This is a genomic window from Mesorhizobium sp. B1-1-8, from assembly GCF_006442795.2.
Classification (GTDB): Bacteria; Pseudomonadota; Alphaproteobacteria; order Rhizobiales; family Rhizobiaceae; genus Mesorhizobium.
In genome coordinates, this window is sequence record NZ_CP083956.1 from 2,007,191 (window position 1) to 2,021,487 (window position 14,297).

Here is a 14,297-nt window from a genome sequence, read left to right on the forward strand (position 1 = left end):
CACGCGCGGCCCGCAACTCTCGACGCGGATAAATGGACGTGTGCTTCCCCGCATGACAAAATGGAAGCGAGAACCCAGTTCGCTGCTGGTGGATTCCAATGCCTGAGACCGTCGTCAAACCCCGCGTCAAGACGCAGCCCAAAACCGAACGCCCCAAGCTCTACAAAGTCATCCTGATCAATGACGACTTCACGCCGCGCGAATTCGTGGTGACGGTGCTCAAGGCCGAGTTCAAGCTCAGCGAGGACCAGGCGCATCGCGTCATGATCACCGCGCACCGGCGCGGCGTCTGCGTGGTCGCCGTCTTCACCCGCGATATCGCCGAAACCAAGGCCGCGCGGGCGACCGACGCCGGCAAGGCCAAGGGCTATCCGCTGCTGTTCACGACCGAGCCGGAAGAGTGAGAGCGGAGAAGGAAAAGGCTCTACCGCCCCTCGCGATACCACATCGAGCCTATCGCCAAAAGCAGCAGGCCGAGGCCGAGGAAGCCGCCGAACAGCGGCACCCGCGAAACGGCCTTGAGCGCGCTGTCGTCGGTGGTGCGCAGCCCGATCCAGTCACTGCCGGAGGCGGCGCCCGAGGAGCGGACCGGCACGATCGACGGCAAGGCCACGTTGCCGGCGAGGCTGCCGAGCGTGGACGACGGCGCCAGCCGGCGCACGCTGCCGCCGGTCGCCTCTGCCGGCGCCTTCAGCCTGTCTTGCGTGGAGACGACGTCGGCGAATTCCGGTGCGTTGATGGGACCGACATGGGCAAGCGCGGTCAGGTTGCCATTGCCGACCTGATAAAGGCCGATCTCGCTGGTCTGCAGGCTGCCCGTGAAAATGCCGGGCTCGGACTTTTCGAGCTTGACCGCCACCGCCTTGCCGGAGGGCGTGATGATTTGAGCGGGGCCGGGATCGTCGCTCATCGTCTGGCGGCGGATTTCCAGCACCATGCCGCGGCCGTCGGCGGTCAGTCGCTCCTCTTCAAGTTCGGGTTCCTTCATCAGCCAGTGGGCGATGCGGCGATAGAGCTGGATATGCGGTCCGCCGCCTTCGAAGCCGCGCGCCCACAGCCAGCCCTGGTCGGAAAGCAGCATGCCGACACGGCCTTCGCCCTTGCGGTCGAGCACCAGCAGCGGCCGGTCGTCGGCCCCTTTCATCACCACTTCGCCCTCCGGATTCTTGACACCGATGGTGCGGAACCAGCGGCTCCAATGCGGTGGCTCGCTTGCCGAGCCGTCGAGCCCGCGCGTCACCGGATGACGCTGACCGAGATCGGTGAGGCGCGGATAGAAGGCCTTGTCGACGACCTCGCCGCTCGGCATCGCCGGCAGGGCCGACATCAGCGGCGTGCGGGCAATGGAGCTTTCGCCGGCATATTCGGGCCCGGCGGCGATCAGCAGCGCGCCGCCCTTTTCGACATATTCGGAAATGTAGTCGTAGTAGAGGATCGGCAGCACGTCGCGGTGCTGGTAGCGGTCGAAGATGATGAGGTCGAAATCCTTGATCTTCTCGACGAACAGTTCACGCGTCGGGAAGGCGATCAGCGACAGTTCGTTGATCGGCGTGCCGTCCTGCTTTTCCGGCGGCCGCAAAATGGTGAAATGGACGAGGTCGACCGACGCGTCCGATTTCAACAGATTGCGCCAGGTGCGCTCGCCGGCATGCGGCTCGCCGGAAACCAGGAGCACCCGCAGGTTCTCGCGGATGCCGTCGACGAGCGCTATGGCGCGGTTGTTGGCATCGGTCAGTTCGCCGGGCTCATGGTCGATGCCGAGCTGGACGATGTTGCGGCCGGCGTTGGGAATGGTGACCTGAAGCTTCATCGGCTGGCCGACGGTCGCATGCTCGACCGAGACCTGCTCGCCATTGACCGAGACCCGTACGTCGACCGAACCGCCCTGGCCTTCGGTGGAAATGACCCGGTAGCTCATGTCGAGCGGCTTGCCGACGAGGCCGAAGCGCGGCGCGTTCTCGAACCTTATGCGGCGGTCCTTCTCATGCTCGTTGCCGGTGATCAGCGCATGCAGCGGCGCACTGAACTCCGGCGTGCCGGCCGGCGCATCATGCACCTCGCCGTCGGTGATCATGATGGCGCCGCCGATGCGCGAAGGCGGCACGTCGCGGAAGGCGCTTTCGAGCGCGCCGAACAGCCTGGTCTCGGTGCGCTCGTCGGCGGCTTCCGACTTGCCGGCCTCGACCACGCGGACATCGAACTGCTTGAAGCGGCCGAGGCGCTGCTGAAGGCCGGCCAGCGCCTCGTCGGTCTGCTTGTTGCGTTCGCCGATGTCCTGGCTCTGGCTGCGGTCGACGATGACGGCAACGACGCTCTTCAGCGCCTCGCGTTCCTCGTCAAGGAAGACCGGATTGAGAAGTGCCGCTCCAAGCGCCAGCAAGGCGATGAAACGCAGCGCCGAGCCGCGCTGGCGGAACCACAGGCCGGCCAGCGCCAGAAGCAGCAGCGGCACGAAGACCAGACCGAACAGCGGCCAGGAGACAAGCGGCTCGACGGAAATCGACCAGTTCATGACCTACTGCCCCAGCCGTTCGAGCAGGACCGGGACATGGACCTGGTCGGATTTGTAATTGCCGGTCAGCATGTACATCATGATGTTGACGCCGGCGCGCAACGCATAGACGCGCTGCATCGGGTCATTCGGCACGGTCGGCAGCAGCGGATCGCCATTTTGGTCGATGGCCCAGGCGCCGGCGAAGTCGTTGGCGGTGATCATGATCGGCGAGACGCCGTCTCCGACACGCACCGGACGGTTTTCGGCATTGCTGGCGTCGAGCGAGGCCTCGACCCAGAGCGGGCTGCCGTTGAAGCGGCCCGGGAACTCGGGAAGGATGAAGAAGGATTTGGTCAGCACATGGTCCGCCGGCACCGGCTCCAGCGGCGGCACGTTGAGGTTGGCGAGGATGTCGCGCAGCCGCTCGGTCGCCGGGCTGGTCGAATCGGCGCCGATGCCGGTGGCGAACTGGTCGCGCGTGTCGAACAGCACCGTGCCGCCCTGCTGCATATAGGCGTCGATGCGGGCGATCGCCGCTTCGCTGGGCATCGGGGCGGTGGCGTCGATCGGCCAGTAGATCAGCGGATAGAAGGACAGTTCGTCCTTGGAGATGTCGACGCCTGCCGGCGGGCCGGGCTCCAGCGCCGTCTTCTCGATCAGATAGCGGGTCAGGCCCTCGATGCCGGCGCGGCTGATCGAATCGACGCCAGGCTCGCCGGTCAAAACGTAGGCGATGCGGGTTTTCGAAATGTCGCCGATCGCCTGAGCATCGCCAGGCTTTGAATCGTCGGCCCGCGCAAGATCGGCATGAGCGAAAAGCCCGCCGAGCACGATCAACACCGCTGCGCCGGCAGTGGCAGCTGTAGCTGCCGCGCGGCGCGGCCGGCGCGAGAACAGGCCGCCCATCCAGAACACGGCGAGCGTGTCGAGCACCATCAAAAGCAGCGCCATCGCAACCAGCGGACCCTTGAGGTTTTCCGACTCGTCGAAGGCGTAGGGAATCGCGGTCACCGGCAGGGAGACCTGCGGACGGACGATGGGGGCGAATGCGCTTGAAGCGTTGAGCAGATTGTGCGCGAACACGCCGGTCTCCGAGCCGTAGAGGCCGGGCGGATTTTCCATCGTCACCGGCAGCGGGCCGGCGCCCGGCACCAGCGGCCGCGCATCGGGCGTCGGCGGCACCAGCATGCCGTCGGCGCCGATCATGCGGTAAGGCGCAAGCGAGGTGGCCGCGGCTTCCGCATTGGCGACGGCAGCGCCCTGGTTGCGCGACAATTGCACGATGCGCCGCAACATCTCGACGAAGGTGCCGGAGATCGGCAGGTTCGACCAGGTCGCTTCCGGCGTGACATGGAAGAGCACGAGCGTGCCCTTACCCTTCTTCATTCCGGTGACCAGAGGCGTGCCGTCGGCGAGCGTCGCCCAGGTGCGCTCGGCAATGTCGGGCGTCGGCTCGGCCAGCACCTGCCTGCTCACCGTCACTTCGGTCGGCGGCGCGAGATCGGCGAAGGGTCCGCTCTTGGGGAATTCCGTGACCGGCTGCGGTGTCGTCCACGACAGCGCGCCGCCCAGCGCGCGTTCGCCGCTGCGCAGCCGGACCGGCAGGAGATCATCGTCATTGGCGGCCGCAGCCAGCCTGGAACCGGCAAAGCGCACCAGCGTGCCGCCCTTGTCGACCCAGTCGACCAGCTTTTGCTTGACCTGCTCGGGAATGGTGCCGACATCGGCCATGACGATCATAGCGGGCTTCTGGTCCAGAAGCTGCGGGATGGCGTCGGCGAGGTCGACGCTCGACGGCTCGACCAGGTCGGCGAAGGGCTGCAAGGCGCGGCGAATGTAATAGAGCGGCGACAGCAGCGGCTGCGCCTGGTCGGCTTCGGCCTGCGAGATCAGCCCGACACGGCGGCGCTTGGAGCTTTCGTCCAGCACGCGCACGCCGCCGGCCTGATGCTCGCCATCGAGCGCGATCGAGGCGAAGTCGTTGCGCAATTCGAACGGCACCGCCATCGTCCCGGTGGCGGTGGCCTCGCCGGGCGCGAAGGTCAGCGTCGCATCGGCGATGCGGCGGCCCTTGTCGTCGAAGGCGCCCGCCGTGACCTGCGCCGGCGCCGGATCGCCCGGCGCGCGGATGGCGGTCAGCGCGAAGCCGTCGACCTGGTTGTCGGCGCCGGTCAGGCCGGTCAGCGACGGCCGGTCGGGATTGGCCCAGACGAGGCGGGAGGCGTTCTTTTCCAAAAGATTCTTGAAAGCGGCCTCGTCGCCATCGGCTGCAAGGCCGTCGGCAAGCACGGCGACGCTGGCGCCGGGCAAGCGCTCCAGGGCAGCGGCGACGCGGGCATAGACGGCGGGGCGGTCGGTTGGGATCGGCCGCGGTTTTGCCGCCCGCAGGCGGTCGAGCGCGGCCGCGGCATCGAAGGGACCGATCTCGGCATTGGGCTTCTCGGCGGTGAAGGCGATGACGACCGGAACGCCGTTCGAGCCGGCATCGGCGATCAGCCGCTCGGCCGTGGCGACGCGCTTGCCCCAGTCCGCCGCACTTGCCCAGCCGTTGTCGATGACCAGCGCCAGGGCCGCGCCTTCGGCCGGCAGTTTTTCGCGCGGATTGAACACCGGCTCGGCAAGCGCGATGACGACCAGCGCCGCCATCAGCAGCCGAAGCAGCGTCAGCCACCACGGGCTTTGCTGCGGCGTCTCCTCGCGCCTCAGGACGCGGGCGAGGATCCTCAGCGGCGGAAACACCTCCGTCTGCGGCTTTGGCGGGGTCAATCTCAGCAGCCACCAGATCACCGGCAGCGCCAGCAGGCCCCACAGCACCATCGGTGCGCCGAAGGAAAGCGGCAACCAGCTCATGCGACCGCCTTTCCGGCAATCAGCCCTGCATGACCTGCGGTCAGCCCTGCATGACCGCTATCGGCGGTCATCGCCAGGTGGACGCGCACCAGCGCTTCCGATGCCAGGCGGTCGGTATGGTTGACGGTAAAGCTCCAGCCGAGACGCTTGCACCAGCCGGCGAGTTCCTCGCGGCGGGCTCTGTAGAGAAGGCGATACTCCTCAGCCAGCATTTCGGCGCGGCCGGCGGTCAGCTTGTCGCCGGTCTCGGGATCGGTGAATTCGGTGCGGCCGGCATAGGGAAAGTTTTCCTCCGCCGGGTCGGCGACCTCGATCAGATGGGCGCGCACGCCGTGACGGGCGAGCACGTCGAGCCAGGCCACAGTCTCCTCGACCGGATCGAGGAAATCGCTAACGATGACGATGTCGCAGAAGCGGCGGATCGCGGAGAGATCGGGCTTGGCCGGCAGCGCGCCGGCATGGGCGAGCTGCGCTGCAATGCGCTCGGCGCCGTTGCGGGCGGTGAAGGGGTCGCTGAGGCCCGGCCAGGCGATGCGCTCGCCGCTGCGCGACAGAAGCTCGGCCAAAGCGAGCGCCAGCACCAGCGCGCGCGATTCTTTGGAAACACTGGCACCCGCCGATTTGTAGAGCATCGAGGGCGAGGGATCGGCCCAGAGCCAGACGGTGTGGGCTGCCTCCCACTCGCGGTCGCGCACATAGGTGTGGTCGTCGCGGGCCGAGCGGCGCCAGTCGATGCGCGAGGAATCGCCTTCGACATAGGGCCGGAACTGCCAGAAATTCTCGCCGATGCCGCGCTTGCGGCGACCGTGCCAGCCGGCGATCACCGTGTTGACGATGCGGCGCGCCTCGACCAGCAGGTCCGGCACTAAAGAGGCCCGCAACCGGCCACGGGCGAGCGCGTCGCGCGTCGCAACCGGTGCCTGGACCTCGCCAATTCGACCCATCAGATGCCTTTTGCCAGTTTCGCCACCACGTCGCGCACGGATGTGCCTTCAGCGCGGGCGGCGAAAGTCAGCGCCATGCGATGCTGCAGCACCGGCTCGGCGAGCGCCCGGATATCGTCCACCGACGGTGCCAGCCTTCCATCATATAGGGCGCGGGCGCGGGCGCACAGGGTCAGCGCCTGGCTGGCGCGCGGACCCGGGCCCCAGGCGACGTGCCTGTCGGTCTCGGCATTGCCCTGGCCTGGGCGTGCCGAGCGCACCAGCTTGAGGATCGCCTCGACGACGGTCTCCGGCACCGGCATGCGGCGGATCAGCGTCTGGATCTCCTTGAGCCTGGCCGCCTGCAGCACGTTGTCGGCCCTGGCCTCCTCGACGCCGGTGGTCTCGAGCAGGATGCGGCGTTCGGCCTCGATCTCCGGATAGAGGATGTCGACCTGCATCAGGAAGCGATCGAGCTGCGCCTCGGGCAGCGGATAGGTGCCTTCCTGCTCCAGCGGGTTCTGCGTCGCCAGTACGTGGAAGGGCAGGGGCAGGTCGTGGCGGGCGCCGGCGATGGTGACGTGATATTCCTGCATCGCCTGCAGCAGCGCCGACTGGGTGCGCGGCGAAGCGCGGTTGATCTCGTCGGCCATCAAAAGCTGCGCGAAGATCGGCCCGGAGATAAAGCGGAAGGAGCGCTTGCCTGTCTCGTCCTGCTCCATCACTTCGGAGCCGAGGATATCGGATGGCATCAGGTCGGGCGTGAACTGGATGCGGCGCGAATCGAGGCCCAGCACGATGCCCAACGTTTCGACCAGCTTGGTCTTGGCGAGACCCGGCACGCCGACCAGCAGCGCATGGCCGCCGGCCAGCAGCGCCACCAGCGCCCGCTCGACGACGGCCTCCTGGCCGAAGATCACCCGGCCGACGGCGTCGCGGACCTTCGAGATGTCGGCCAACGCCTTCTCGGCCTCCTCGATCATGGCCGTTTCGCTCACCGGGCTTTCCTTGATCATCACGCTCATGCCGTTCGATCCTTGTGGTTGGAAATACCGGCCTGCATTCTCAAAGTCGTTGAATGCCGCGATTCGGCCTCGCCGGGCGCCTGCATTCGAACTTAAATCACAGACTTAGGCTGACAAGCGGAACAACAGTGACTATTTCGTGACCATGACGCAGCCCACGGAACATCGTGAACAGGGCCTGAGCAAACAGAGCCTGACCGGCGCCACCGAGGCGCGCGGGCTGGAAGCGCTGATCTCGCGAGCGGCGCGAGCGGGAAAGGGGCCGGCGCCGGTGGAGCGCTGGAATCCCGACTTCTGCGGCGATCTCGACATGGAGATCAAGGCGGACGGCACCTGGTTCTATCTCGGCACGCCGATCGGGCGCATGCCGCTGGTGCAACTGTTTTCCAGCGTGCTGCGCAAGGACGCCGACGGAAAGACCTATCTGGTGACGCCGGCCGAGCGGGTGGGGATCCGCGTTGCCGACGCGCCCTTTATCGCCGTCGAGATGAATGTTTGCGGGGCCGGGGATGACCAGGTCATCACCTTCCGCACCAATGTCGGCGACGTCGTCACCGCCGGTCCCGGCCATCCGCTGCGCTTCGTCGACGAGGACGCGACCGGCGGGCTGAAGCCCTATGTGCTGGTGCGCGGGCGACTGGAGGCGCTGGTGGCGCGGCCGGTGATGTACGAACTGATCGAGCATGGCGAGGAGATCGAGATCGGCGGCAAGGCAATGTTTGCCGTCCGCTCCGGCGGCGAGGTCTATCCGATCATGCCGGCCGAGAAGCTGAAGCGGCTGAGCGCATGATGGACCAGGTGGCGCCGGCGCCGTTCTCGATCTCGGATTTTCGCGCCCGCGTCGCGGCGCAGGCCGAGATAAGACCCGGCGAAGACTTTGGCGACCATCGCTTCAATCCCGGCCATCTGAGGCTGAAGCACATAAAGCCGCTGCGCGACGCCGCCGTGCTGATCCCGGTGATCGACCACGCCGACAGCGCTACCGTGCTGCTCACCAAGCGGGCCGAAAGGCTGCGCAGCCATTCGGGCCAGGTGGCTTTCCCTGGCGGCACGATCGATCCGACAGATCCCGGCCCCGAGGCCACGGCGCTGCGCGAGACCTTCGAGGAGATCGGCCTTGATAGCGACCACATCGAGATCATCGGCAGGATGCCGGATTATGTCGCCGGCAGCGGCTACCGCATCGTTCCGGTGCTCGCCGTGGTGCGGCCAGGCTTCACGCTGACGCTCAACGCCGACGAGGTCGATGCGGCCTTCGAAGTGCCGTTGCGCTTCCTTATGGACCCGGCCAACCACAAACGCGACAGCCGCATGTGGAACGACCTCGAATGGTTCTTCTATGACATGCCTTACGGTGACCAGCGCATCTGGGGCGTCACCGCCGGCATCGTTCGCACGCTTTATGAAAGGCTTTATGCGTGAGTGCCGGGGTCTCCCTTGCGGGCAAAGCCGATTGGCTCGGCGAAAAGCATCTGCAGAAGCTGCTTGCCGCGCTGAAGGAGGGCGGCGAGGAGGCGCGCGTGGCCGGTGGCGCGGTGCGCAATGCGCTGATCGGCCAGCCGGTCGCCGACATCGACATCGCCGCCACGACCGTGCCGGAAGAAAGCATCCGGCGCGCCGAGAAAGCTGGCTTCAAGACGGTACCGACCGGCATCGAGCACGGCACGATCACGGCGATCGCCGGCGGCAAGGCCTATGAGGTGACGACGCTCAGGGCCGACATCGAGACCGACGGCCGGCGGGCGAAGGTCATCTTCGGGCGCGACTGGAAGCTTGACGCCCAGCGGCGCGACTTCACCATCAACGCGCTCTACTCGGAGGCCGACGGGACCGTCGTCGACCTCGTCGGCGGCATCGCCGATATCGAGGCGCGCCGGCTGCGCTTCATCGGCGATGCGGAAGCGCGCATCCGCGAGGACTATCTGCGTATCCTGCGCTTCTTCCGCTTCTTTGCCTGGTATGGCGATGGCCGGCCCGACGCCGACGGCCTGAAGGCCTGCGCCAGGCTGAAGGATGGGCTCGCCCAGCTCTCGGCCGAGCGCGTTTGGTCCGAGCTGAAGAAGCTGCTTTCGGCTTCCGATCCGTCGCGCGCCTTGCTGTGGATGCGCCAGGCTGGCGTTCTCACCGCCGTTCTGCCGGAGAGCGAGAAATGGGGCATCGACGCCATTCACGGGCTGGTCAGGGCCGAGAAGGACCTCGGCTGGGCGGCAGATCCGCTGCTCAGGCTGGAGGCCGTCGTCCCGCCGGACGCTGCGCGGATGAAGGGGCTTGCCGACAGGCTGAGATTTTCGACTGGCGAAGGCGGGCGCCTCCGGCACTGGGCGCTGACCGCCCCGCCAGATTCCAAGACCACCGAGACCGAGCTGGCGAAAAAGCTCTATTTCGGCGACCGGAACGGATTTCTGGACCGGCTGCGGCTCGCTCTCGCCGCCGCGCGGACACGTGCCGTCGAGGACAATCAGGCCATGGTGGAAGCCGGCGGCTTCTCGCGCCTGCTGAACGTTACCCGAAAATGGGAACGACCTGTTTTTCCGGTCAAGGGCGCCGACCTGACCAAGCTCGGCGCGTCGCCCGGCCCGAAAGTCGGCGCTACGCTGAAAAACCTCGAGAAGGAATGGGTCGAGTCGGGTTTTGTCCTGGATCGCGGCGCGCTGCTCGAACGCGCCGCGAAGGCTCTCGAGGCTTAGAGCGGCACGCCGGACCGAGCGGTGCCGGTCAATGTATCGCCACGGGGGCCAGGGCGCGCGAGAGGCTTGCCTCGCCCTTGCCGTAGATCGACGCGTCATAATTGACCAGCGTGTCGGTACGAGCCGTATTGAGCAGGTCATTGGTGATCTGAACCGGTGTCGCGCTGGTAAATTTGCTGCCGATAATCGCGGCGTATCCGGAGATGATGGGTGCGGCGAAGGACGTGCCGTAAAGGCCGGTCTTGTTCCCTTCGACGCCGACTACGAGGAAGTGGCTCTGCACCGCTGTATTGGAACCGGCATAGTTGGAATACCAGGCAAGCTCAGCCTTGCTGGACGTCGTGCCGTTCGTCGACAACGCGCCAACGAAGATCGCCGTCGGCTTGCCGATCAGCGCAAGGTCGAGATAGTCCTGCTCGCCGCCGGTGACCCCGCCTATGGCGACCGAGTCGTTGCCAGCCGCCTTCGAGACAATGGCCGATCCCTTGGTGGCATAGGAGATGATCGAGGACTCCTCCGGAGCCCACCCGATCTGGTTCACGCTGTAGCCGGCGCTGGCATACATGCCGTAACTAAGGTTCAGCACGTTGCGGCCGCTCGCCAGCGAGACGGCCGAGCCCGTCGAGAAGTCCTTGGAGCGTATGGTCGCCGCGGGCGCGATCATGCTGGCCTCTTCGCGCGTCCATTCACCGTGCCGCTGGTATTGCGTGCCGATGCCGAAATTGCCTGAAAAGCGTGAGGAACTGCTGAAGTCGTCGACGATGGTGATGGTCACCCCCTTGCCCTTGTAACCCGCCGCCCATGCGGCGCCGACGTCGGGGCTCATCCAGCTCTGCACCGCTTGCGTGCTGCGCGCAGCCGGGATCTTCGCGCTGACGCATATGGATCCGCCGCCGTAGCACAGCGCGGCCATCTCGTCCGCGTCGAGGGCTTCCTGCGCCGCCGCCATGGATGCCGGCAGCAGGGCAAGGGCTGCGGCAAAACCGAACTTCCAAAGGCTAACTGACATGTGCTTACTCCGGGTCAAACTGGAACAGGACGGACGATCGTGAACTTCGGGAAATTCTCACACTTGGTCTGCGGCAATCAGAAAGTAACACGGTAATTCAGCCACAGATGGAGCCTCTCCGGTGTAGCGTTAACCAGATCTTTCAGCGTCTCCTCCGGTGCCGTTTCGCCAGCGGCGAGCCGACAGTTGACACTGTAGGTGCCCAACTCCCCGTAATCGGCCACGCACGGCTTTTCCGTGAGGTTGCCGCCTACGATCGAAGTGAGCGAAAAGGATAGGGTGGTGTTCGGGTTAGGATGTGTCTGGGTGAGGAAGCCGAGCTTGAGGCTGGGCGCGATGCGGTACTTCTCGCCCTGCTCTCCGGTCCCGAACCCCCACAGGATGCCGCTGTTTTCCGTAAGCTGGGTAAGCAGGTCGACATGCATGTCGACCCAGTTGGTGTGGTACCATTGACCGAACGATACCCGGCTCCCGTTCTGGAGTTCATAGCCTCCATTGCCAAGCGCTCGCGCCTGATCGCTCAGCGGCGAGCCTTGATGAATGTCCACCAGCGATGTCGTTATCTCCTGGGCTATCGCCGGCGACGTGCCGAGCCACGCGCATAACAGGAGCGCAATGGGGGAACTGCCTCGACTGTCAGACCATTCGCGCATGCGCGAAACACCTCGCCTCACCAATTCCGGCAAGCGCCCAGTGGCGAGGGGTTCTCGGACAGCCCTTGTTCCGGATTATGCGTCGTATGCTGGCATGACGATCGTTACCGGGGAGTTATCTAAGCTGTTAGGAATATAAGTTTCTGCTTGAATTCAATGTGACGTGGAAGCAACGCAACTTGCCGGCAGATTGGCAAACCGCCACAACCGGCGGGATGCGGTGAGATGTCGGCATTCCGCTTTCTGCCTGTCGACCGCATCTGCGCGCTTGGCAAATCCAGGTCCCGCTGAATAGCTCAGGCCGCGTCGCGGACCTTCTGGATGCGCGAGCGGATCGCTTCGATCATCGTCTCGCGGATGATCGTCTCGCCATGCGTTTCACGCATGTGCTCGACGGCGCGGCGCATGACCTCCGCCTCTTCTTCGGCGCGCGTATGCCACTCACAGCCCGGGACGAGCGACCCGCATTGGAATTCCTTCATCGGGTTTCTCCTTTTCCTCATGGGAAGCACCGCGCCGGCTCGGACACGGAAGCTCCGCCGTCTTCATTGTTTCGCGATCTTTTTCGAAAACGTTGCGTTTCTCAGATCACATGCGGAAGGCAAGCATAACACGGTCAAACGGATTTGGTTGCCATGGATGCCAGTTCCGCGCCGAAAAAGGCGGAGCATCGCTGCTCCGCCCTGTTGGCATTACCTCGGAGCAAGACAGACATGATCTCGACTTGCTCTGGGGAGCAGGACGTCACTTCATGATCTTGACTGCCTCGGCAACTTTTTTCTTGCCGCTCATGTCCCAGGAAACGCGGACCTTCTCGCCGGCCTGGATGCCGGGATCCTTGAAGGCCTTGGACAGGGTGAAGGTCGATCCGTCGTCCAGAACAAGGCTCATGGCCGTTCCGTCAAAGCTCTTGACCGTGCCCGTGGTGTGCTTGACCGCGGCGAACGCGGCGCCACCGGAGGCGAGAAAAGCGACGGCTGCCGCCGTCACAATAAGCTTGCGCATGGCATGTTCTCCTGGAAATGCGGGCACCCGTTTGGCAAGGCACCCCTCTCGATCAGGGCCGTCCGGTCGCGTCGGGTCGCGGCCCGCGAGGAGAGACGGACCGCCGGCGCTTCCCGGCCCGGCGACGTTAAATAGCTCAATTCTTTCAAAAGGATATTAGACGAAAAAGAAATCGCCGCTGCCACATTGTCCGCCAAGATTCAGCGAATGGGACAGCAATGCGGCTCCTCTTTCGCTCACCGGATTTTTACGGCCATTTTACCTCGGGCGGCAGGCTGGAGAGGATCGAGGCGACGTTGCCGCCGGTTTTCAGGCCGAAGATGGTGCCGCGATCGTGAAGCAAATTGAATTCGACGTAGCGGCCGCGGCGGATGAGCTGTTCGTCGCGGTCGCCATCGGTCCAGTTGTCGTTGAAATTGCCGCGCACGAGATGCGCGTAGACGACGAGGAAAGAGCGCCCGACGTCCTGGACGAAATTGAAATCGGCGTTCCAGCCGCCCTTGTCGTCGCCCGAATGCAGCCAGTCGAAGAAGATGCCGCCGACACCGCGCGGCTCGTTGCGGTGCGGCAGGAAGAAGTACTCGTCGCACCAGGCCTTGAACTTTGCATAGTCGGCGACCGCGGCGTTCTTCTCGCAGGCGAACTGCATGGCGCGATGGAAGGCAATGGTATCGGGGTCGTCCTGGGTGCGGCGACGCTCGAGCACCGGCGTCAGGTCGGCGCCGCCGCCGAACCATTGGCGCGTGGTCACAACCATGCGCGTGTTCATGTGCACCGCCGGCACGTTGGGGTTCCAGGGGTGGGCGATCAGGGAGATGCCGCTTGCCCAGAAGCGCGGGTCCTCGTCGGCGCCGGGCATCTGCTGCCTGAATTCGGGCGAGAAATCGCCGTAGACGGTCGAGGTGTGGACGCCGACCTTCTCGAAGACGCGGCCGCGCATCATGGACATGGTGCCGCCGCCGCCTTTGCCCTGATCGCGCTCCCATGGCGTCCTCTCGAAACGGCCGGGCGACCATGACGATTGCGGTCCGGCCAGTTCCTGCTCGATCTGCTCGAAGGTGCCGCAGATGCGCTCTCGCAATGCCTCGAACCAGAGGCGGGCCCTCATCTTCTTCTGCTCGATATCGGCCGGCAGCCCCACCGGAATTTCAGGTCGTTCCAAATTCCGTCTCCAGTCGCGGGCTTGCTTGCCCGATAATGACTCGTCTTTTGACTCGTCTTTTCCGGGCGCGATCCCTAATCTCTTAAGGGAATGGGTCAAGTCCCGTCTGACCAAGGTGCAAGGAGTTCCTTCGTGCGCACCCCGGCAAGACCGCCGCTGGATGGCTTGAAGAGAAGGCTGGAGCGCTCGCGAGCCGAGCGCGAGAAACAGCCGCGCGACGGCTTTCTGCGCGAGACGTTCGTGCTGCCGCGTCCTGACGCGCGCCTCAAGGCCAAGGAATGGTTCGAGCGCTTTCCCAAGCAGGCCTATTGGACCGAGATCGAAAGCTGGTTCGAACGCCCGGGCGACGTCATCGAATTCACGATGCGGCGGCTGCCGGCGGCGGATTAAGGTGCATTGATATTCAGGTGAGGCCGGCCTGCAAATGGCGGCTTCCTGCGCTTCCGGTGCTCACGTACTTTAAGTACGCTCCGCTCCGGCCTACGCCGG

14 protein-coding genes are annotated in these 14,297 nt (G+C 65.2%); 5 read left to right on the plus strand and 9 right to left on the minus strand.

The window, feature by feature from the left end; genetic code table 11:
* Nucleotides 1-98: 98 nt before the first annotated feature.
* Nucleotides 99-404 carry an ATP-dependent Clp protease adapter ClpS gene (clpS, locus tag FJ974_RS09815; protein WP_140530097.1) on the plus strand — a complete coding sequence of 102 codons (306 nt, stop codon included), beginning with the start codon at nt 99-101 and terminating at the stop codon, nt 402-404.
* 20 nt (nt 405-424) lie between these two features.
* Here the strand turns inward: clpS and FJ974_RS09820 are convergent, their stop codons facing one another.
* The 4 genes from FJ974_RS09820 to FJ974_RS09835 are packed head-to-tail and all read right to left on the minus strand — an operon-like array spanning nt 425 to nt 7,292.
* Nucleotides 425-2,512, minus strand: a complete 2,088-nt coding sequence (locus FJ974_RS09820; RefSeq protein ID WP_140530099.1) for a hypothetical protein — start codon at nt 2,510-2,512, stop codon at nt 425-427.
* Nucleotides 2,513-2,515: 3 nt separating this feature from the next.
* Nucleotides 2,516-5,344, minus strand: coding sequence for a DUF4159 domain-containing protein (locus tag FJ974_RS09825; RefSeq protein WP_140530101.1), 2,829 nt, complete (start codon nt 5,342-5,344; stop codon nt 2,516-2,518).
* The gene (locus FJ974_RS09830) at nt 5,341-6,288 is read right to left on the minus strand and encodes a DUF58 domain-containing protein (protein WP_140530102.1); all 948 of its coding nucleotides are present in this window, start codon (nt 6,286-6,288) and stop codon (nt 5,341-5,343) included. Before FJ974_RS09830 ends, FJ974_RS09825 begins: the two co-directional genes overlap by 4 nt.
* Nucleotides 6,288-7,292 (minus strand): AAA family ATPase, encoded by a 1,005-nt coding sequence (locus tag FJ974_RS09835; protein WP_140530104.1) that lies wholly within the window; start codon nt 7,290-7,292, stop codon nt 6,288-6,290. The genes FJ974_RS09830 and FJ974_RS09835 overlap by 1 nt, the downstream gene beginning before the upstream one ends.
* 145 nt (nt 7,293-7,437) lie before the next feature.
* Between FJ974_RS09835 and FJ974_RS09840 the strand changes: the two genes are divergently transcribed.
* The 3 genes from FJ974_RS09840 to FJ974_RS09850 are packed head-to-tail and all read left to right on the plus strand — an operon-like array spanning nt 7,438 to nt 9,979.
* Nucleotides 7,438-8,082 carry a DUF1285 domain-containing protein gene (locus FJ974_RS09840; protein WP_140530106.1) on the plus strand — a complete coding sequence of 215 codons (645 nt, stop codon included), beginning with the start codon at nt 7,438-7,440 and terminating at the stop codon, nt 8,080-8,082.
* A complete protein-coding gene (locus tag FJ974_RS09845) occupies nt 8,082-8,714 on the plus strand; it encodes a CoA pyrophosphatase (protein ID WP_140530178.1) in 633 nt (210 codons plus the stop codon). Before FJ974_RS09840 ends, FJ974_RS09845 begins: the two co-directional genes overlap by 1 nt.
* On the plus strand, nt 8,711-9,979 hold the full coding sequence (locus tag FJ974_RS09850) for a CCA tRNA nucleotidyltransferase (protein ID WP_140530108.1): 1,269 nt from the start codon (nt 8,711-8,713) through the stop codon (nt 9,977-9,979). Before FJ974_RS09845 ends, FJ974_RS09850 begins: the two co-directional genes overlap by 4 nt.
* Nucleotides 9,980-10,007: 28 nt before the next feature.
* On the opposite strand, the gene FJ974_RS09855 is transcribed toward FJ974_RS09850, so the two are convergent.
* The 5 genes from FJ974_RS09855 to hemF form a co-directional block, all read right to left on the minus strand.
* On the minus strand, nt 10,008-10,988 hold the full coding sequence (locus FJ974_RS09855) for a S8/S53 family peptidase (protein ID WP_140530109.1): 981 nt from the start codon (nt 10,986-10,988) through the stop codon (nt 10,008-10,010).
* Nucleotides 10,989-11,065: 77 nt separating this feature from the next.
* Complete coding sequence (locus tag FJ974_RS09860) at nt 11,066-11,641, minus strand: hypothetical protein (protein ID WP_140530111.1); 576 nt, start codon at nt 11,639-11,641, stop codon at nt 11,066-11,068.
* A 296-nt stretch (nt 11,642-11,937) separates the two neighbouring features.
* Complete coding sequence (locus FJ974_RS09865; protein WP_112126764.1) at nt 11,938-12,123, minus strand: DUF1059 domain-containing protein; 186 nt, start codon at nt 12,121-12,123, stop codon at nt 11,938-11,940.
* A gap of 262 nt (nt 12,124-12,385) precedes the next feature.
* The gene (locus FJ974_RS09870) at nt 12,386-12,646 is read right to left on the minus strand and encodes a DUF1344 domain-containing protein (protein ID WP_140530113.1); all 261 of its coding nucleotides are present in this window, start codon (nt 12,644-12,646) and stop codon (nt 12,386-12,388) included.
* 247 nt (nt 12,647-12,893) lie between these two features.
* Nucleotides 12,894-13,808 (minus strand): oxygen-dependent coproporphyrinogen oxidase, encoded by a 915-nt coding sequence (hemF, locus tag FJ974_RS09875; RefSeq protein WP_140530115.1) that lies wholly within the window; start codon nt 13,806-13,808, stop codon nt 12,894-12,896.
* Between the two features lie 132 nt (nt 13,809-13,940).
* Between hemF and FJ974_RS09880 the strand changes: the two genes are divergently transcribed.
* Nucleotides 13,941-14,198 carry a hypothetical protein gene (locus tag FJ974_RS09880; protein WP_140530117.1) on the plus strand — a complete coding sequence of 86 codons (258 nt, stop codon included), beginning with the start codon at nt 13,941-13,943 and terminating at the stop codon, nt 14,196-14,198.
* The last annotated feature ends 99 nt before the right edge of the window (nt 14,199-14,297 follow it).

What these genes read in the sequence shown, in the direction of transcription:
- clpS (WP_140530097.1), top strand. Translation starts at nt 99, where the DNA reads ATGCCTGAGACCGTCGTCAAACCCCGCGTCAAGACGCAGCCCAAAACC.
- FJ974_RS09820 (WP_140530099.1), bottom strand. Translation starts at nt 2,512, where the DNA reads ATGAACTGGTCGATTTCCGTCGAGCCGCTTGTCTCCTGGCCGCTGTTC.
- FJ974_RS09825 (WP_140530101.1), bottom strand. Translation starts at nt 5,344, where the DNA reads ATGAGCTGGTTGCCGCTTTCCTTCGGCGCACCGATGGTGCTGTGGGGC.
- FJ974_RS09830 (WP_140530102.1), bottom strand. Translation starts at nt 6,288, where the DNA reads ATGGGTCGAATTGGCGAGGTCCAGGCACCGGTTGCGACGCGCGACGCG.
- FJ974_RS09835 (WP_140530104.1), bottom strand. Translation starts at nt 7,292, where the DNA reads ATGAGCGTGATGATCAAGGAAAGCCCGGTGAGCGAAACGGCCATGATC.
- FJ974_RS09840 (WP_140530106.1), top strand. Translation starts at nt 7,438, where the DNA reads ATGACGCAGCCCACGGAACATCGTGAACAGGGCCTGAGCAAACAGAGC.
- FJ974_RS09845 (WP_140530178.1), top strand. Translation starts at nt 8,082, where the DNA reads ATGGACCAGGTGGCGCCGGCGCCGTTCTCGATCTCGGATTTTCGCGCC.
- FJ974_RS09855 (WP_140530109.1), bottom strand. Translation starts at nt 10,988, where the DNA reads ATGTCAGTTAGCCTTTGGAAGTTCGGTTTTGCCGCAGCCCTTGCCCTG.
- FJ974_RS09860 (WP_140530111.1), bottom strand. Translation starts at nt 11,641, where the DNA reads ATGCGCGAATGGTCTGACAGTCGAGGCAGTTCCCCCATTGCGCTCCTG.
- FJ974_RS09865 (WP_112126764.1), bottom strand. Translation starts at nt 12,123, where the DNA reads ATGAAGGAATTCCAATGCGGGTCGCTCGTCCCGGGCTGTGAGTGGCAT.
- FJ974_RS09870 (WP_140530113.1), bottom strand. Translation starts at nt 12,646, where the DNA reads ATGCGCAAGCTTATTGTGACGGCGGCAGCCGTCGCTTTTCTCGCCTCC.